Genomic DNA, 16,223 nt, shown 5'->3' on the forward strand with positions numbered 1-16,223 from the left:
GAGGACGAGGCCGTTCAGGCCGACAGCGGGGGTCTGGGGGCGGCAGCCCCCAGGGACAAGGGACGGGCAGGGGCGGCGGGGGCGAAGAAACCAACCCCCACCCCACCAACCGTAGAATCACGACGTGACCGCCCCCGCCGAAGCCCTCCGCACCGCCCTCGCCGGCCTTCTCGACGGCCTCCCCCCGAAGGCGGCCACGCAGGCGGTGGAGCGGCTGATCGCGAACTACCGGGGTCGCACCCCGACGCACACCCCGGTCCTGCGCGACCGCTCGGACGTGGTCGCGTACGCGGCGTACCGGATGCCCGCGACGTTCGAGGCGGTACGCACCGCGCTGGACGCGTTCGCGGACGCGGCCCCCGGCTGGGCGCCGGACAGCCACGTGGACGTCGGCGGCGGCACCGGCGCGGCGACCTGGGCGGTGAACGCGACCTGGGAGGGCACGCGCCCGGTCACGGTGCTCGACTGGGCGGAACCGGCGCTCGCACTGGGCCGGGAAATCGCCGCGGCGAACCCGGAGTTGAAGTCCGCCGAGTGGCACCGCTCTCGTATCGGAGCAGCGCTCACCATCGAGAGCACTGCTCTCGTCACCGTCTCCTACGTCCTGGGCGAACTGACCGACGCCGACCGCGCGCATGTCGTCGACGCCGCCGCGTCCGCCGCCCAGGCCGTCGTGATCATCGAGCCCGGCACCCCGGACGGCTACGCCCGTGTCATCGAGGCCCGCGACCGGCTGACCGGCGCCGGGCTCCGGGTCGCCGCGCCCTGTCCGCACAGCGCGGCCTGCCCCATCGTCCCCGGCGAGGACTGGTGTCACTTCTCGGCCCGGGTCAGCCGTTCCTCCCTGCACCGCCAGGTCAAGGGCGGCTCCCTGCCGTACGAGGACGAGAAGTTCAGCTATGTCGCCGCGACCCGCTTCCCGTCGGCCCCGGCTCCGTCCCGCGTCGTCCGCAAGCCGCAGATCCGCAAGGGCCAAGTGCTCCTGGACCTGTGCGAGACCGAGCCCTCTCTCCGCCGGGAAACGGTCAGCAAGCGCCACGGGCTCCTGTACAAGGCGGCCCGCGACGCGGTCTGGGGCGACGCATGGCCGCCGCCCCGGGGGGACTGACTCCGTCCCTGGGGGAGACTGACTCCGCCCCAGGGGGCTGACTCCGCTTCAGGGGGACTAACTCTGCTCCTCCGCACTGCGGCGCTCTTCCTGCAGCTTGCGCAGCAGTTCACGTTTCTGAGCCTGGGGGTCCTGGCTCACGCCGACCTGCTTGCCCCGGCCTCCGCCGCGCAGCGCCTTGCGGCCCAGGTTGCTGCGGCCTCCGCCGACGCCCAGCATGTTTCCGCCTCGGCTCATCTCGGGTCTCCCTCTTCGGTTCACGGCGAGACGATTCGTCTCGCTAGATACCTACCACTGTCCAGCGAGACGCACCGTCTTGTCAACCTGGTAAATTCACCCCATGGTCCAGAAGCCCCCTCAGTCTTTGGGCAATCCCGCCCCGCCCTCAACCAAACCCACCCCCGACTCCACCCGCCGCAGTGAGAAGTCCCGCCGCGCCATCTATGACGCCGCCCTCGCCCTCGTCAGCGAGGTCGGCTATCCGAAGACCACCATCGAGGGCATCGCCGCCCGCGCCGGCGTCGGTAAGCAGACGATCTACCGCTGGTGGTCGTCGAAGGCGGACGTGCTCCTGGAGGCGTTCATCGATCTCAGTGCCCAGGCGGCGGAGGCCGCGTCACGGCCCGAGATCCTGGGGGAGGAGGCGGCGTACGAGATCCCTGACACCGGCGATCTGGAGGCCGACCTCAAGCTGGTCCTGCGCGCCACTGTCGACGAGCTCCTCGACCCCAAGTTCGAGATCCCCTCGCGCGCGCTGGCCGCCGAGGGTGTCGTCAACGAGCAGGTCGGCGTCGAGTTCGTGACGAAACTCCTCGAACCCCAGCTCCAGCTGTATGTGAAGCGGCTGCGCTCCGCCCAGGACGTCGGCCAGGTCCGCCAGGGCATCGACCTGCGCATCGCCCTGGAGCTCTGGGTCTCCCCGCTCGCCCAGCGCTGGCTCCAGCGCACCGGCCCGATCGACTACGCCTACACGGACGCCCTCGTCGACTACGCCCTCCACGGTCTCGCCCCGCGCTGACCGGCAGCCGCTCAGTGCGGAATGGCGGCGACATATATCACACCAAAACGCGCGAACATGCCTGATTCCTGCCACAGGCGCATCGCCCCCACCCACCCCGGATGTCAGCTCTGGCCACCCGGGGCGCAGGATGATGGGACCATGGGGCAGGACGCAACACGTGGCCACTACGGCGAGGCGAGGCGATACATGAGCGCAGAGTCCGGCAGTCGCTCCGGCGCGCAGGGCAGGATCTCCCAGTGGCTGCGTGGCCGCCGCCCCAAGGAGACCGCCGACGACGGCAGCGGGCGTGAAGCCCTGCTGCTCGCCGCTGCCGCAGCCGGGCTGCCGCTCGCGCAGGCCGCGTACCCCTCCGGGTACCGGTGTTCCTGTGACCGCGTGGGCTGTCCCACCCCCGCGCGCCACCCCATCTCCTTCGCCTGGCAGACGCAGTCCACCACCGACCGTGCCCAGATCGAGCGTTGGGCCCGCCACCAGCCGCGGGCCAACTTCATCACCGCGACCGGCATGGTGCACGACGTCCTGGACGTGCCGCTGGAGGCGGGGCGCGAGGCGCTGGAGCGGCTGCTGGCCTCCGGGATCGAGGTCGGACCCGTCGCCCAGTCCGGCACCGACCGGATGCTCTTCTTCACGGCCACCCGCGGTACGCCCGAGGACCCGGACGAGTGGTGGCCCTGCGAGCTGGACTGCCACCCCGAGACGATGGACGAGCACCCCGGGCTGCGCTGGCACTGTCGCGGGTCCTACGTCCTCGTGCCGCCGGCCCAGCTCCCCGGTGATCTGACGGTCGACTGGGTACGGGGCCCCGAGCACCCCCTGCCGGACCCGCTCACCATCCTCGAAATGCTGACCGACGCCTGTGCCCGCTACGTGGGAGACGGTTCGGACCAACTGGCGGCCTGGCCCCACCGGGGCTGAACCCCCCACGGGGCTGAGCCGCCTCCGTTATTCGCCCTTCGCCCCCGTCAGCCCCTGCACCCGGCTCAGGAACTCCACCTGCTGGTCCCCCGACCCCTTCGCCGGGTCAAGCACCGCCTCGTTGGAGACGAACTCCAGCGTGAGGGACTGCTTCAGCTCGCCGGTCATCAGGGCCTTGATGTTCGCGTCGGTGACGTTGAGGTCCACGCCCTGTGCGGCGGTCTGCTTCTCGTAGTGGCGGGTGGTGAAGAAGACCAGCGCGCTGCCGTCCGTGGTGCGCAGCCCGACGGGGGCGTAGTCACCGGAGTTGAGCGGCTCGTCGACGTACTGCCGGGCCAGGCCCGGCTTGCTCGCGTTCTTCTCGCGCAGGGCCCGCCACTCGGTGGTGTGGGCGCCGGGCGCGAAGGTGTCGCCGCCGCTCGCCAGATACGTCGCGTAAGCCTGGCCCAGTTTGTCCGGCGCGACCGTGAGGGCCGCGTCGTCCGCCGTGACCGGCTGCGCCCAGCCGTCCGCGTCCTTCTCGAACTCCGGTACGTCGTCGGTGGCCAGGACGGTCAGATACGAGGCCTGCCACACGTCGTTCGCGCTGCCCCGGGTGAACACCAGCAGCCAACGGGTGTCGCCCGAGCCCTTGTTGGCCTGGGTGTCCGCCAGGAACCAGCGCGGCCAGCCCGCCTTCTCGGGGATGGTGAACTTCGCGTCGGTCAGCTCCAGCGGAGCGGGCGCCGGGTTGCCGGCCGGGCTGTTCTCGTGCCCGGCGTCCAGCTTCGCGCCGTCGATGTCGGAGAGCGGGCCGGTGACATGGCCGGCGTCCAGCGAGCGGTCGTACGCCTTGTCCGCCTTGTTGTACGCGGTGGTGAAGTCGCTGAGCGCGCGGGCGGCCTCCGTCCGGGTCGCCGTCGGCACGATCTCCCGCTCCCCGTGCACCACCATGCAGCCGCTCGCCGTCAAGGACAGAACCGTCACCGCGCCCGTTGCCAGGGCGAATCGACTGCGACTACGGAGTCTTCGAGTGCTGCGATCCCCGCGAACCCTGCGATCCCTGCTCATCAGGTGTCTTCACCTTCCCCTTCCCGGAGGCGAACCCTACCGGGGCGAGAAAAATCGCGAGCGTCGGGATCAGATAGAGCGCCCACACCGTGATCTGGAGGACGGTCGGGTCGGGCTGGAAGTTGAAGACGCCCTTGAGGAGGGTGCCGTACCAACTGTCCGGCGGAATGGCACCGCTGATGTCGAAGGCCTTGTCCGTCAGGCCAGGCAGGAAGTCGGCCTCCTGGAGATCATGGAAGCCGTACGCCAGCACACCCGCGGCGACGACGACCAGCATGCCTCCGGTCCAGGTGAAGAACTTGGCCAGGTTGATGCGCAGCGCGCCACGGTAGAACAGCCAGCCGAGCACCACCGCCGTCGCGAGACCGAGCAGCGCGCCGAGCAACGGCCTGAACGTGCCGTCCTCGGAACCGGCCGCATGCACCGACGTCCACACGAACAGCGAGGTCTCCAGGCCCTCCCGGCCGACCGCCAGGAACGCCGTGGCCACCAGCGCCCCGGTGCCCATCAGCAGCGCCGAGTCCAGCTTGCCGTGCAGGTCCGTCTTCAGATGCCGTGCCGTGCGCCGCATCCAGAAGACCATCCAGGTCACCAGGACCACGGCCACGACCGACAGCGAACCGCCCAGCGCCTCCTGCGCCTTGAACGTCATCTCCTGCGAGCCGTACTCCAGGCCGAAGCCGAAACCGAGCGAGATCAGCACCGCGACGGCGATGCCGATCCAGATCGGCCGCAGAGCCTCGCGATGCTCGGTCTTCACCAGGTAGGCGACCAGGATGCAGACGACCAGGCTGGCTTCAAGGCCCTCGCGCAGACCGATCAGATAGTTCGCGAACACGGCTATGCCTCCTCGGTGAACAGTGCCCGGCCCCACCAGTCGTCCTTGTCGCGGACGCCTGGTGGGATCGCGAAGACCGCCGAACCCACGTGCTGGATGTACTCGTTGAGCGTGTCGACGGCCAGGCTGCGCTGCACCGGGATGAAGCCGGTGCGCACATCGCGCTGGTAGGCGAGGAAGAACAAGCCCGCCTCCAGGCGGCCGAGGCTGTCCGTGCCGTCGGTGAAGGAGTAGCCGCGGCGCAGGAGCGTCGCCCCGTGGTTGGAGTCGGGGTGCGCGAGCCGTACGTGTGCGTCGGGCTTCATCGCCTTCAGGAACGGCTCGTCGCGCTCCTTCGCCTTGCCGACCGGGGCGCCCTCGGCCTTGTCGCGGCCGAAGATGTCCTCCTGCTCCTGGAGCGAAGTCCGGTCCCAGGTCTCGATGTTCATCCGGATCCGCCGGGCGACGAGGTACGAGCCCCCGGTCATCCAGGCCGCAGCGCCCTTCTCGTCCCCCTCCTCCACCCACACGAACTTCTTCAGCCGGTCGGTCTCCGTCCCCGCGATGTTGCGGGTGCCGTCCTTGAAGCCCATGAGGTTACGAGGGGTCTGCGCGTCCGGCGTCGTCGAGGAGGTCTTGCCGAAGCCCAGTTGGGACCAGCGCATGACGACCTTGCCGAAGCCGATCCGGGCGAGGTTGCGGATCGCGTGCACCGCGACCTGCGGGTCGTCCGCGCAGGCCTGGATGCACAGGTCGCCGCCGCTGCGGTTCCCGTCCAGGTTGTCGCCCGCGAACTTCGGCAGGTCGACGAGGGCCGCCGGCCGCAGGCCCGCCAGACCGAACTTCGCGAAGAGCGAGGGCCCGAAGCCGATCGTCAGCGTCAGCCGCGAGGGGCTGAGGCCCAGCGCCTCACCGGTGTCGTCCGGCGGCGCCTCGGCCAGGCCGCCGTACGCCCCCTCACCGACCGCCTGCCCGGCGGTGACCCGCCGTGCCGCCTCGGTCCAGTCCTTAAGGAGCTGGACGAACTCGGCGCGGTCTTCCGTCTTCACGTCGAACGCGGCGAAGTGCAGCCGGTCCTGCACGGGTGTCGCGATGCCGGCCTGGTTCGCTCCGTGGAAGGCGATCGCGGCGCCGGACTCGGCGGCCGGTTCCACGTCGCTGCCCGCCTGGGTCATCGCCACCGCGCCACCGGCAGCGGCGGCACCGAGCGCGAGACCCGCCCCGCCCCAGCTGATCAGCGAACGCCGGGAGGGAGTGGAACCGGTGGAGGTGTCCGTCATGGTGACCCCTCGTCTACTTCACGACAGCGGCGGCGAGCTTGGACAGGGGCTCGGCGAGCGCGTTGACCGCGTCCGAGAGCTCCTTGCGGTCGGCGTCACCGACCTTGTCGTACGAGGTGAACTCGTAGGACGTCTTGTCCGCGCGGTACTTGTCGAGCAGCGTGTTCAGCGCCGCGAACTGCTTGTCCAGTTCCTTCGTCAGGGCCGCGTCGTTCTCGGCGGCGACCGACTTGAGGAGCGTGTACGACTCCTGCGCGCCCTCGACGTTGCCCTTGAAGTCGACCAGGTCGGTGTGCGAGTAGCGCTCCTCCTCGCCGGTGACCTTGCCGGTGGCGACCTCGTCGAGGAGTTCCTTGGCGCCGTTGGCCATGGAGGTCGGGGTGATGTCGGCCTTGCCCACCCGCTTCTGCCAGTCGGTCAGGTCCGTCACCAGCTGGTCGGCGAGGGTCTTGTCCTCGGCGGTGATCTTCTTGTCCTGCCAGAGGGACTTCTCCAGGCGGTGCCAGCCGGTGAATTCCTGGCCGGGCTCCAGACCGTCCGCGCGGACGTCGACCTTCGGGTCGATGTTGCCGAAGGACTCGGCGACCGGCTCGGTGCGCTCCCAGCCGATCCGCGAGGGCGCGTACGCCTTCTTCGCGGCCTCCAGATCGCCGGCCTTGACGGCGTCGGTGAAGACCTTGACCTTGGGCAGCGTCGCGTCGGCCTGCGCCTGCGCGTACGAGCGGTAGGCGGCGACGGCCTTGTCGAGCCGCGGGTCACGCTTGGCGACCGTGCCGCCGGTGGCCTTGACGTCCTGGCGGATCCCGTCGCCCGTCATGCCGGGCTTGCAGGCGATCCGGTAGTCACCGGCCTTCACCTCGGCGGTGACCGTCTGCTTGGTGCCCGGGCCGATGTTCTCGCGCTCGGTGACGATCCGGTCGTCCGGGAAGAGGAGGTAGACCTCGGTCACCTTGGAGCCCTTGTTCTCCACGGAGATCTTGACGTGCCCGGCGGGGAACTCCGTCCTGGACACCTCGCACTTGGAGTCCGTGGCGGTCACCTCGACGAGGTTGTCACTGCTCGACGTATCGCTCTTCTCGGTGCAGCCCGTGACGGCGGTCAGAACCGCCGCGCCGGCGACGGCTGTGGCGACGGAGAGTCGGACGGGACGCATTAAGGCTCCAGGCGGGGCTCGACGGGTTCACAGAAACGGTAAAGATCCAGGTGAGGCAGACCTAACTTATCTGAGGCTTACCTGAGTGGTACCCGTCCGTCCAGTGATTCAGCTCTCATGGACGGTGTATGAGCGCGACCTGATCACGGTGGCTCAATCCGCAGCCCACGGGATGGTAAAGAGTGGGTCAAGAACGGTGGCGGGGGGCCGCCAGGACCTCGCCGGTGCGCGGATGCGGAAACACCTCGACCGGCTGCTTGTACGCCTCCGAGAGCAACTCGTCGGCGAAGATCCCGGCCGGCGGCCCGTCGGCCACCGCGCGCCGGCGCACAGAATCACCACCCGGTGCGCGTACGCCGCCGCGAGCCCCAGATCGTGCAGCACCACGACCACGGCGTCCCCCGCATGCGCCCTTTCCCGGCAGACCCGGAGCACCAGCTCCTGGTGCCGCAGATCGAGCGCGGCGGTCGGCTCGTCGAGCAGCAGCAGGGGAGCGCGCTGGGCGAGCACCCGGGCGAGCGCGACCCGCGCCCGCTCACCGCCGCTCAGCGCCGAGAAGGGACGGCCCGCGAACGCCGCGACCTCCGTCACCGCCATGGCATCGGCCACGGCCACCTCGTCGTCGTCGGACTGTCCGGCCCACGGCGCCCGGCCCATCCGTACGACCTCGTCGACCGTGAACGGGAGGGAGAGCGCGGCCGACTGGGGGAGCACGGCACGGCGCAGGGCGAGTTCGGGCGCGGACCACTGGGCGGCCGGGCGGCCGTGGAGTCCCGGACGAGGGCTGAACTCCCTTACACCGTCCGCCGCAGTCCCCGATGAGGACTGAGCCCCCTTACACCGTCCGCCGCTTGTCCGGATCACCCACCAAGGAGAACCGCCACCATGCCCGTCAGAGCACGCCGCCCGCTCGCCCAGGGCCACGAGACGAACGGCGAGTACGGCCTCGACCTCACCTTCAGCGACCTCAGGACGGAACTCGACGATGGCTCCGGCGAACTGACCGCCGACGTCGACAGCCTCGGCGAGAAGTCCGAGGACGTCGCCCTCGCCAAGCTCAAGGCCGCCTCGGGTCAACTCACCGTCCAGGACGGCGTGATCGAGCTCGACGACGTCACGGCCACGCTGACGGACGCCGGCGCGAAGGCCTTCGGCGGGTTCTACACGGCGGGAACCGAACTGGACCCGGTGGACCTGGCCGTCGCGGTGGACGAGGGCGCCCAACTGCCCGACGATGACGACGAGTCGACCACGGGCGGCTCCGGTACGACGGGCGGCTCGGGCACGTCCGGTACGACGGGCGGCACCGGCACGACCGGCTCCGCAACCGGCTCCACGACGGGCGGCACGAGCGGTTCGCTCGCCTCGACCGGCTCGGACGTACCGGTCGGTGCGCTCGGCGCCGCGTCCGCGGTGATCGTCGCGGCGGGCACGGGCGTGGTGGTCGCGATGCGCAGGCGACGTACGGCGTAGCCCGGTTCACCCGCACTGGTGCGGCAACCCACCCCGGCCTCGGCCCCGGCCCCGGCCCCACCTCGGCCCCGGTCCCACCTCGGCCCCCACCCCGGCCCCGGCCCCGGCCTCACCCCGGCCCCGGCCCCGGCCTCACCCCGGCCCCGGCCTCACCCCGGCCTCACCCCGGCCCCGGCCTCACCCCGGCCCCGGCCTCACCCCGGCCCCGGCCTCACCCCGGCCCGGCCTCGGCCCCGGACCCGGTCGCCTTCGGCGGTCCGGTGGGCTGGGGCGGGCTTGTGGAGCGAGTGGTGTTTGAATGCCGGAGTGACTGAATATGACGTGCTGCGGGTCTTCTGCGGTTCCGGCGGGCGATACGGCAACGAACTCGGGGTCGTTCGTGAGGGCTCCGTCATGCCGGACAGCGAGGACCGGCTGGCTTTCGCCGCGAAACTCGGGTTCAGCGAGACCGTGTTCGTGGACGACCCCGAGCGCGGGGTCATCGACATCTACACGCCCACGCTGCGACTGCCCTTCGCCGGACATCCGTGTGTCGGGACGGGCTGGCTGCTCGATGTGCCCGAACTGGTCACGCCTGCCGGGGTGGTGGGGGTTCGGCTGGACGGTGAGTTCAGCTGGATCGAGGCCCGTCCGGAGTGGCCGGAACCGCGCACGCTGCGTCAGTACGCCACGGCTGACGAGGTGGACGCGCTGCCCGTGCCGCCCTCCGGGGAGTGGATCTACGCCTGGGCGTGGGAGGACGAGGCCGCGGGGCGGGTCCGAGCCCGTGGGTTCCCCGGGCGCGGGGACGCCATCGAGGAGGACGAGGCCACGGGGGCGGCGGCCCTCCAGCTGACGGCTCGGCTCGGGCGGGCGCTCAACATCGTCCAGGGGGCCGGGTCTCAGATCCTTACGGCGCCGCAGCCGGGGGGATGGGTCGAGGTGGGGGGCCGGGTGCGGTTGATGCGGGGGTGAGGTGGGTGGGCCCGCGGCGGAGCCGCTGATGGATGCAGTTCGCCCCCTCCGCCCCTGCCCATGCCCGTCCCCGGGGGGTCCGCCCCCAGACCCCCGGATCGCGCCGAACGCGTTCGTCCGCGGACGCCGGACGGGCTGGAACCTCACGCAGTGAGGGGAAACTCCTCCCCGAGGGCACGGAAGACATCGGTGTTCAGGGCGAAGGCCCGCTTGCACTCCGTCACGATCCGTTGCTTCTCCAGGTCGTCGGCGTGGATGGCGTCGAGGAGTTCGCGGTAGTTGCGCTTGAAGGCGGCGGGGTTGGTGATGTCCTCGAAGACGTAGAACCGGACGCCGTCGCCCTTGCGGGTGAAGCCCCAGGTCTGTTCGGCCTTGCCGCGGATGATCTGGCCGCCGGAGAGGTCGCCGAGGTAGCGGGTGTAGTGGTGGGCGACGTAGCCGCCGGGCCAGGTGCGGGCGCACTCGGCGACGCGGGCCGCGTAGGCCCGGGTCGCCGGCAGGGCGGTGAGGGTCGTGCGCCAGTCGGGGCCACGGAGGTGGGCGAGGTCGGCCTCCAGCGCGGCGCGGCGCGACAGTTCGGGCTGGATGAAGGGCCCGGCCACCGGATCGGACGCCAGCTTTCCGGCGTCCGTCTCCAACGCCTCGTACACGCACCACAGCTGCTCGGTGTAGCGCGCGTACGCCTCCACGCCGAGCCTGCCGCCGAGCAGGTCGCTCATGAACGTCGAGGTCTCCGCCTCCGTGTGCTGCTCGTGCGAAGCGGTGCGGATGAGCGTCGAGAACGCCGTACCCGACGAGTTCATGGTGGACCTCCGGTGGTGAAGGGGAAGAGAGCAGCAGTCGGATTTTCTGTGGTTAGCCTTACCTAAGTCAACTGGTTCCCGACGTCCTGTCGGTAAAAACGTACCCTGGATCCCGATCAGATCCACATGAAAAAGCCCGCCCCGGGAACAGGGCGGGCTGTGGGGCTCGGAAGTACCGGAGGATCGGGGGTTACGGCAGCGTGAGGATGTCGGCGCCGCTGTCCGTGACGACCAGCGTGTGTTCGAACTGCGCCGTCCGCCTGCGGTCCTTCGTCACGACCGTCCAGCCGTCGTCCCACATGTCGTACTCGTGCGTACCGAGCGTCAGCATCGGCTCGATCGTGAAGGTCATCCCGGGCTGGATGACGGTCGTCGCGTGGGGGCTGTCGTAGTGCGGAATGATCAGCCCGGAGTGGAAGGAGGAGTTGATCCCGTGCCCCGTGAAGTCCCGGACCACCCCGTACCCGAAGCGTTTCGCGTACGACTCGATGACGCGGCCGATGATGTTGATCTGGCGGCCCGGCTTGACCGCCTTGATGGCGCGCTCCAGCGACTCGCGGGTCCGGTCGACGAGCAGTTTGCTCTCCTCGTCCACGTCGCCGACGAGATAGGTGGCGTTGTTGTCGCCGTGCACACCGCCGATGTACGCCGTCACGTCGAGGTTGATGATGTCGCCGTCGCGCAGCACCGTGGAGTCGGGGATGCCGTGGCAGATGACCTCGTTCACGGAGGTGCACAGCGACTTGGGGAAGTCGCGGTAGCCGAGGGTCGACGGATAGGCGCCGTGGTCACACATATAGGCGTGCGCGACCCGGTCCAGCTCGTCCGTCGTGACGCCCGGCGCGATGAGCTTCGCGGCCTCGGCCATCGCCTGCGCGGCGATCCGCCCGGCGATCCGCATCGCCTCGATCGTCTCGGGCGTCTGCACCTCCGGGCCGGTGTACGGCGTGGGGGCGGGCTTGCCCACGTACTCGGGGCGCCTGATGTTTCCCGGGACGGGACGGGTGGGAGAGAGCTCCCCTGGTACGAGCAGCGACTGGCCAGACATGCCAGCGAGTCTAACCAGCGGACGTGGGGGACCATGTCCGTGGCGAAAGGAGCCGGTCATGGCCCTCTTCAAGAAGCGCACCGTCGGCAAGCCCGGCGAGTGGTACTACTGCCTGGAACACAAGACCGTCGAGGAAGGCCCCGACTGCCCCGGCAAGGACCGCTTCGGTCCCTACGCCTCCCGAGCCGAGGCCCAGCGCGCGATGGAAATCGCCCGCGAACGCAACCTCGAATGGGAGACGGACCCGAAGTGGCACGACGCGAAGGGGACGGAGCCGGGGCCTGACGAGGACTGAGCCCGCGGGCGGCTGGTGACCCGCAGTCGCCCATGGTGCTCAGCCGACGCTGGGGGCCTGCATTTGTCGGCCGACAGTCATGGGCGATGCGGGTGGGAAAGAACCCCGGCCGTAGGCCGGGTCTACCCCCCACCGGCGTCAACCTGGCGAAACCCCGCTGGCCGACCGCCGCACGTCCCGCATCCGCCGCGCATGCGGATTCGTCCGTACGTCGTACGTCATCAGCTTGGGGAGGCAGAGCGCCAGCAGTCCCACCGCGCCCACGCAGAGCAGCCCGCCTGCCCAGATCGAGGCCCGGACACTCGTCCACGCCGCCATCCCGCCCGCGCGGACCTGCCCCAGCTGCGGCCCGGCGGAGTAGGACAGCAGTTCGATCCCGGCGAGCCGGCCCCGCAGCTCGTCCGGGATCGTCTGGTTCCACATGGCGGCCCGGAAGATCCCGCTGACCATGTCGAAGGCGCCGCCGAGGACGAGGCAGAGCAACACCAACCAGACGTTGCCCATCACACCCGCGGCGACCATGGCGAATCCCCAGCCGACCGCCGCGAGGACCACCATCCGCCCGTGCCGGTGGATCCGAGAGGTCCACCCGCTGGTGAGGGTCACGAGCAGCGCCCCGGCCGGCAGTGCCGCGTACATCAGCCCCAGCGACCACGGGGCCCCGAGTTCGTCCGCGAGGAAGGGCAGCAGGGCGAGCGGCATCGCGAAGAACATCGCGGCGAGGTCGATGGCGTACGTGCCGAGGAGCTCCTTGCGGCTCCACGCGTACCGGGCGCCCTCCGCGATCGACCGCAGCGACGGCTTCGCGGCCTCGCGCGCCGCGGGTGACGCCGTCAGCCCGACGACCAGCAGCACCGACGCCAGGAACGTCACGAGGTCCACGGCGTACGCCCAGCCGAGCCCGGCATAGGCCACGACGACACCCGCGAGCGCCGGGCCCGCGACGCCGCCGACGGTCCAGCGCAGCGCGTTGAGCGAGGCCGCGGCCGGCAGGTGCTCGTGCGCCACGATCCGCGGCAGGAGCGAGTCCAACGCGGGGCGCTGGACGGCGCCGAGCGCGGAGCTGAGTCCGGCGACCACGTACAGCGGCCACACCGTCGGGTGCGGCAGAGCCGAGTTGACGAGCAGCGCGGCGCACAGCACCCCCTGCCCGGCCTCCGTGTAGACGATCAGCTTCCGCTTGTCCAGAGCGTCGGCGAGCGCCCCGCCGTACAACCCGAACACCACCATCGGCACCAGCTCCACGGCCCCGATCGCCCCCACCGCCACCACGGATCCGGTGAGTTCCTTCATCTGCACGGGCAGCGCGACGAAGGTCAGGAAACTCCCGAACGTCGTGATCAGCCCGGCCACCCACACCCGACGGAACTCGGCGGAGGCCCGCCAGGGCGCGAGATCCGGCAGCAGCGAACGGAGCGGTGCGGGGTCGTCGTCAGTCACGACGGGCCATGCTGGGCGACGCCACGGTGTGAGGCAACTGCATTTCGGCTACGGGAGCCGGCCCGCCGCGGGCGGGAAGGAGTGGTGAGTCGGGTGGGCGGTCGGGAAGGGTAGGTCGAGGTGCCCGCAGGCGGGGTGGGAGACCGAGTCGGGTGGGTGGGCGGGCGGGCGGGATAAAGATCACCACCGCGCAGACGGCGGAGCCGTCAACTGATCCGCCAGCCGGGACAGCCGGTCACGAAAGCGGCGCCGCCCCCGCGGCGCAGGCAACGCACACTCCCCAGCCCCCGCACTCACAAGATGCTGCACGGTATCGAGATCCAGCTCGGGATCGGCCGGCACGGCAAGCGACTCGTGAGCCAGCCCCAACAGCTCAGAACCCCCTGCGGACAGCGCCAGCACCGTCGCCCCGGCCCGACGGGCATCATGAACCCGTTCCAGGAGCGGCGCCCCGGTCGCACCCTGCGACACCACGAGCAACGTCTCCCCCCGCCGCGCGGCCTCGATACGCCCGAGCCCCACCGCCAGGTGGGCCGGATCCGACCCCCGCGCCGCATGCCGCACCAGCGTCGGCGACAGTTCCGGCGTTCCCGACCACGCCGCCTCGTCGACCAGATGCGCGGCGAGATGCCAGGGTTCGTACTCCTCCGTACCCACCAGCAACAACCCGCCCCCGTACGACACCACGGACCCCCGCAGCACCCCCGCGAACCGCCGCGTGGTCCCCAACCACTCGGTCCCGGCGAGCACTTCACGCAGCAACGCGACCCTTACGGCATCCATGGGGACGCATCCTGCCGCAACCGGCCACCCGGGACACGGAGTTCACCCCGAATTCGCCCAAGTTGGGCAAGGCGCCGAATCAAGCGGTAAGAAGAGACGCATGACAAGCACCAAGGACACCGAGGGCATCGAGGACGCAGAGGTCATCGAGGACGCAGAGGTCACCGAGGACGCTGAGGTAACCGAGGGCATCGAGACGTCCGTCCCCTTCGAGGCGGGCCGGGAAGGCTACGCCAGCTTCCGCATCCCGGCCGTCGTCGCCACCGCAGGCGGGACCCTGCTCGCCTTCTGCGAGGGGAGGGTCGGCTCCCGGGAGGACTTCGGAAACATCGACATCGTGCTGAAGCGGTCCACGGACGGCGGCCGCACCTGGGGCCCACTCCGGGTCGCCGCCGAGAACGGTGAGCACCTCGCGGGCAACCCGGCCCCCGTCGTCCTCGACAGCGGCCGCGTCCTGCTCGTCCACGTCCGCAACGCGGCTGCCGCCACCGAGGCCGCCATCCGCCGCGGCGAGGTGTCGGCCGCCGACGGCCGCCGCGTCTGGGTCCAGCACAGCGACGACGAAGGCCTCAGCTGGTCGAGCCCCACGGACATCACCGCGCAGACCAAGGCGGAGACCTGGCGGTGGTACGCCACCACGCCGGGCCACGCCCTCCGGCTGACCTCCGGCCGGGTCGTCGTCGCCGCCAACCACTCCCTCCCTCCGACCGGCACGGACAACGGCACCGAGGGCAAGTACGACGGCGGCCACTGCCTGCTGAGCGACGACGACGGCAGGACCTGGCGCCTCGGATACGTCGACGACAACCCCAGCGGCTACATCAACGCGAACGAGACCACCGCCGCCGAACTCCCCGACGGACGCGTCTACTTCAACACCCGCAACGACTCACCCGCCCCCGGCACCCGCGCCGACGCCTACTCCCACGACGGCGGCGAGACCCTGGTCAAGCCCTTCCGCCCGCAGGCGGGCCTCAGCGCCCCCGTCGTCCAGGGCAGCGTCCTCCAGCTCCGCGACCCCGACCTGCTCCTCTACTCCGGTCCCGCCGACCCCGGCTACCGCGCCCTGATGACCGTCCGCGCCTCCACCGACGACGGCGTCACCTGGCACCCCGCGCACACGGTCGACGGACTGCCGGCCGCGTACTCCGATCTCGTACGTGTCGACGCCACGACCCTCGGACTCCTCTACGAGACGGGCGACTTCGGCGCGTACGAGACGATCGTCTTCCGCCGCATCCCCCTGACGGCCCTCACCTGACTCCCATGCCCGGGATCCGCGCCCGGGATCCGCGCACGTAAAGTCGGCTCATGACCTCTACCGACAGCGCCTCCACCGCCGGCGCACAGAAGGCCCCCGCCAAGGACCCCTGGGACCTTCCCGACGTGTCCGGGCTCGTCGTCGGCGTACTCGGCGGCACCGGCCCCCAGGGCAAGGGCCTGGCCTACCGGCTCGCCAAGGCCGGCCAGAAGGTGATCATCGGCTCGCGTGCCGCGGACCGTGCGCAGAGCGCCGCCGCGGAACTCGGGTACGGCGTCGAGGGCGCCGACAACGCCGAGTGCGCGCGGCGCAGCGACATCGTGATCGTCGCGGTGCCGTGGGACGGGCACGGCAAGACCCTGGAGTCCCTGCGCGAGGAACTGGCCGGCAAACTCGTCGTCGACTGCGTCAACCCGCTCGGCTTCGACAAGAAGGGCGCGTACGCGCTGAAGCCGGAGGAGGGCAGCGCCGCCGAACAGGCCGCCGCCCTGCTGCCGGACTCGCGGGTCACCGCGGCCTTCCACCACCTCTCGGCCGTCCTCCTCCAGGACCCGGAGATCGCGGAGATCGACACCGACGTGATGGTCCTCGGCGAGGAGCGCGCGGACGTCGAGATCGTCCAGGCGCTCGCCGGACGCATCCCCGGCATGCGCGGCGTCTTCTCCGGGCGGCTGCGCAACGCCCACCAGGTGGAGTCCCTGGTCGCCAACCTCATCTCGGTGAACCGGCGCTACAAGGCCCACGCGGGCCTGCGGGTGACGGACGTATAAGTCACGTGGGGGACACTGGTGGCCATCAGTGTCCCCCCGACAGGAGCCGCTC

General features: G+C 70.7%; 17 protein-coding genes and 1 pseudogene. 8 read left to right on the forward strand and 10 right to left on the reverse strand.

The genetic code is table 11. The annotated features are described in order from the left end of the window. Nucleotides 1-124 precede the first annotated feature (124 nt). Nucleotides 125-1,108 carry a small ribosomal subunit Rsm22 family protein gene (locus tag ACFWP7_RS24735; protein ID WP_384384774.1) on the forward strand — a complete coding sequence of 328 codons (984 nt, stop codon included), beginning with the start codon at nt 125-127 and terminating at the stop codon, nt 1,106-1,108. Between the two features lie 57 nt (nt 1,109-1,165). Here the strand turns inward: ACFWP7_RS24735 and ACFWP7_RS24740 are convergent, their stop codons facing one another. After that, entirely contained in the window at nt 1,166-1,345 is a 180-nt protein-coding gene (locus tag ACFWP7_RS24740; protein WP_384384776.1) for a DUF6243 family protein, read from the reverse strand. A 103-nt stretch (nt 1,346-1,448) separates the two neighbouring features. Here ACFWP7_RS24740 and ACFWP7_RS24745 point away from each other — a divergent pair, with 103 nt between their 5' ends. Together ACFWP7_RS24745 and ACFWP7_RS24750 are read left to right on the forward strand one after the other, a co-directional pair. After that, on the forward strand, nt 1,449-2,126 hold the full coding sequence (locus ACFWP7_RS24745; RefSeq protein WP_384384778.1) for a TetR/AcrR family transcriptional regulator: 678 nt from the start codon (nt 1,449-1,451) through the stop codon (nt 2,124-2,126). A 189-nt stretch (nt 2,127-2,315) separates the two neighbouring features. Beyond that, on the forward strand, nt 2,316-3,044 hold the full coding sequence (locus tag ACFWP7_RS24750; RefSeq protein ID WP_384384781.1) for a bifunctional DNA primase/polymerase: 729 nt from the start codon (nt 2,316-2,318) through the stop codon (nt 3,042-3,044). Between the two features lie 27 nt (nt 3,045-3,071). On the opposite strand, the gene ACFWP7_RS24755 is transcribed toward ACFWP7_RS24750, so the two are convergent. From ACFWP7_RS24755 to ACFWP7_RS24775, 5 genes and pseudogenes are all read right to left on the reverse strand, one after another. Beyond that, a complete protein-coding gene (locus ACFWP7_RS24755) occupies nt 3,072-4,094 on the reverse strand; it encodes a hypothetical protein (RefSeq protein ID WP_384384784.1) in 1,023 nt (340 codons plus the stop codon). After that, nucleotides 4,042-4,932 (reverse strand): iron uptake transporter permease EfeU, encoded by an 891-nt coding sequence (efeU, locus tag ACFWP7_RS24760; RefSeq protein ID WP_384384786.1) that lies wholly within the window; start codon nt 4,930-4,932, stop codon nt 4,042-4,044. The genes ACFWP7_RS24755 and efeU overlap by 53 nt, the downstream gene beginning before the upstream one ends. 2 nt (nt 4,933-4,934) lie before the next feature. After that, a complete protein-coding gene (gene efeB / locus ACFWP7_RS24765; protein WP_384384789.1) occupies nt 4,935-6,191 on the reverse strand; it encodes an iron uptake transporter deferrochelatase/peroxidase subunit in 1,257 nt (418 codons plus the stop codon). A gap of 13 nt (nt 6,192-6,204) precedes the next feature. Next, nucleotides 6,205-7,344: an iron uptake system protein EfeO gene (gene efeO, locus ACFWP7_RS24770; RefSeq protein WP_384384792.1), complete on the reverse strand. Its 1,140-nt coding sequence runs from the start codon at nt 7,342-7,344 to the stop codon at nt 6,205-6,207. Between the two features lie 187 nt (nt 7,345-7,531). Continuing rightward, a pseudogene (locus ACFWP7_RS24775) lies at nt 7,532-8,331 on the reverse strand (ATP-binding cassette domain-containing protein). On the opposite strand from ACFWP7_RS24775, the gene ACFWP7_RS24780 reads away from it, so the two are divergent. Continuing rightward, nucleotides 8,230-8,817, forward strand: a complete 588-nt coding sequence (locus ACFWP7_RS24780; protein WP_384384795.1) for an HtaA domain-containing protein — start codon at nt 8,230-8,232, stop codon at nt 8,815-8,817. The pseudogene ACFWP7_RS24775 and the gene ACFWP7_RS24780 sit on opposite strands and share 102 nt — an antisense overlap. A 306-nt stretch (nt 8,818-9,123) precedes the next feature. Next, nucleotides 9,124-9,771 carry a PhzF family phenazine biosynthesis protein gene (locus tag ACFWP7_RS24785; RefSeq protein ID WP_384384798.1) on the forward strand — a complete coding sequence of 216 codons (648 nt, stop codon included), beginning with the start codon at nt 9,124-9,126 and terminating at the stop codon, nt 9,769-9,771. A gap of 143 nt (nt 9,772-9,914) precedes the next feature. Here ACFWP7_RS24785 and ACFWP7_RS24790 read toward each other — a convergent pair whose 3' ends face one another. Then, on the reverse strand, nt 9,915-10,574 hold the full coding sequence (locus tag ACFWP7_RS24790; RefSeq protein WP_384384801.1) for a heme oxygenase (biliverdin-producing): 660 nt from the start codon (nt 10,572-10,574) through the stop codon (nt 9,915-9,917). 190 nt (nt 10,575-10,764) lie between these two features. Next, a complete protein-coding gene (gene map / locus ACFWP7_RS24795) occupies nt 10,765-11,622 on the reverse strand; it encodes a type I methionyl aminopeptidase (protein WP_384384802.1) in 858 nt (285 codons plus the stop codon). A 58-nt stretch (nt 11,623-11,680) separates the two neighbouring features. On the opposite strand from map, the gene ACFWP7_RS24800 reads away from it, so the two are divergent. Continuing rightward, complete coding sequence (locus ACFWP7_RS24800; RefSeq protein WP_384384805.1) at nt 11,681-11,917, forward strand: hypothetical protein; 237 nt, start codon at nt 11,681-11,683, stop codon at nt 11,915-11,917. A 138-nt stretch (nt 11,918-12,055) separates the two neighbouring features. Here ACFWP7_RS24800 and ACFWP7_RS24805 read toward each other — a convergent pair whose 3' ends face one another. Both ACFWP7_RS24805 and ACFWP7_RS24810 read right to left on the reverse strand, forming a co-directional pair. Beyond that, nucleotides 12,056-13,357 carry an MFS transporter gene (locus tag ACFWP7_RS24805; protein ID WP_384384808.1) on the reverse strand — a complete coding sequence of 434 codons (1,302 nt, stop codon included), beginning with the start codon at nt 13,355-13,357 and terminating at the stop codon, nt 12,056-12,058. A gap of 180 nt (nt 13,358-13,537) precedes the next feature. Then, a complete protein-coding gene (locus ACFWP7_RS24810) occupies nt 13,538-14,140 on the reverse strand; it encodes a hypothetical protein (protein ID WP_384384811.1) in 603 nt (200 codons plus the stop codon). Nucleotides 14,141-14,240: 100 nt separating this feature from the next. On the opposite strand from ACFWP7_RS24810, the gene ACFWP7_RS24815 reads away from it, so the two are divergent. Further along, nucleotides 14,241-15,401, forward strand: a complete 1,161-nt coding sequence (locus ACFWP7_RS24815; RefSeq protein ID WP_384384814.1) for an exo-alpha-sialidase — start codon at nt 14,241-14,243, stop codon at nt 15,399-15,401. Between the two features lie 50 nt (nt 15,402-15,451). Next, on the forward strand, nt 15,452-16,171 hold the full coding sequence (gene npdG / locus ACFWP7_RS24820) for an NADPH-dependent F420 reductase (protein ID WP_384384817.1): 720 nt from the start codon (nt 15,452-15,454) through the stop codon (nt 16,169-16,171). Nucleotides 16,172-16,223 lie beyond the last annotated feature (52 nt).

The organism is Streptomyces sp. NPDC058470, from assembly GCF_042721055.1.
Taxonomy (GTDB): Bacteria; Actinomycetota; Actinomycetes; order Streptomycetales; family Streptomycetaceae; genus Streptomyces.

Excerpts from the sequence above, each read along its gene's own strand:
- ACFWP7_RS24740 (WP_384384776.1), bottom strand. The coding sequence starts at position 1,345 with ATGAGCCGAGGCGGAAACATGCTGGGCGTCGGCGGAGGCCGCAGCAAC.
- ACFWP7_RS24745 (WP_384384778.1), top strand. The coding sequence starts at position 1,449 with ATGGTCCAGAAGCCCCCTCAGTCTTTGGGCAATCCCGCCCCGCCCTCA.
- ACFWP7_RS24750 (WP_384384781.1), top strand. The coding sequence starts at position 2,316 with ATGAGCGCAGAGTCCGGCAGTCGCTCCGGCGCGCAGGGCAGGATCTCC.
- ACFWP7_RS24755 (WP_384384784.1), bottom strand. The coding sequence starts at position 4,094 with ATGAGCAGGGATCGCAGGGTTCGCGGGGATCGCAGCACTCGAAGACTC.
- efeB (WP_384384789.1), bottom strand. The coding sequence starts at position 6,191 with ATGACGGACACCTCCACCGGTTCCACTCCCTCCCGGCGTTCGCTGATC.
- efeO (WP_384384792.1), bottom strand. The coding sequence starts at position 7,344 with ATGCGTCCCGTCCGACTCTCCGTCGCCACAGCCGTCGCCGGCGCGGCG.
- ACFWP7_RS24780 (WP_384384795.1), top strand. The coding sequence starts at position 8,230 with ATGCCCGTCAGAGCACGCCGCCCGCTCGCCCAGGGCCACGAGACGAAC.
- ACFWP7_RS24790 (WP_384384801.1), bottom strand. The coding sequence starts at position 10,574 with ATGAACTCGTCGGGTACGGCGTTCTCGACGCTCATCCGCACCGCTTCG.
- map (WP_384384802.1), bottom strand. The coding sequence starts at position 11,622 with ATGTCTGGCCAGTCGCTGCTCGTACCAGGGGAGCTCTCTCCCACCCGT.
- ACFWP7_RS24800 (WP_384384805.1), top strand. The coding sequence starts at position 11,681 with ATGGCCCTCTTCAAGAAGCGCACCGTCGGCAAGCCCGGCGAGTGGTAC.
- ACFWP7_RS24810 (WP_384384811.1), bottom strand. The coding sequence starts at position 14,140 with ATGGATGCCGTAAGGGTCGCGTTGCTGCGTGAAGTGCTCGCCGGGACC.
- ACFWP7_RS24815 (WP_384384814.1), top strand. The coding sequence starts at position 14,241 with ATGACAAGCACCAAGGACACCGAGGGCATCGAGGACGCAGAGGTCATC.
- npdG (WP_384384817.1), top strand. The coding sequence starts at position 15,452 with ATGACCTCTACCGACAGCGCCTCCACCGCCGGCGCACAGAAGGCCCCC.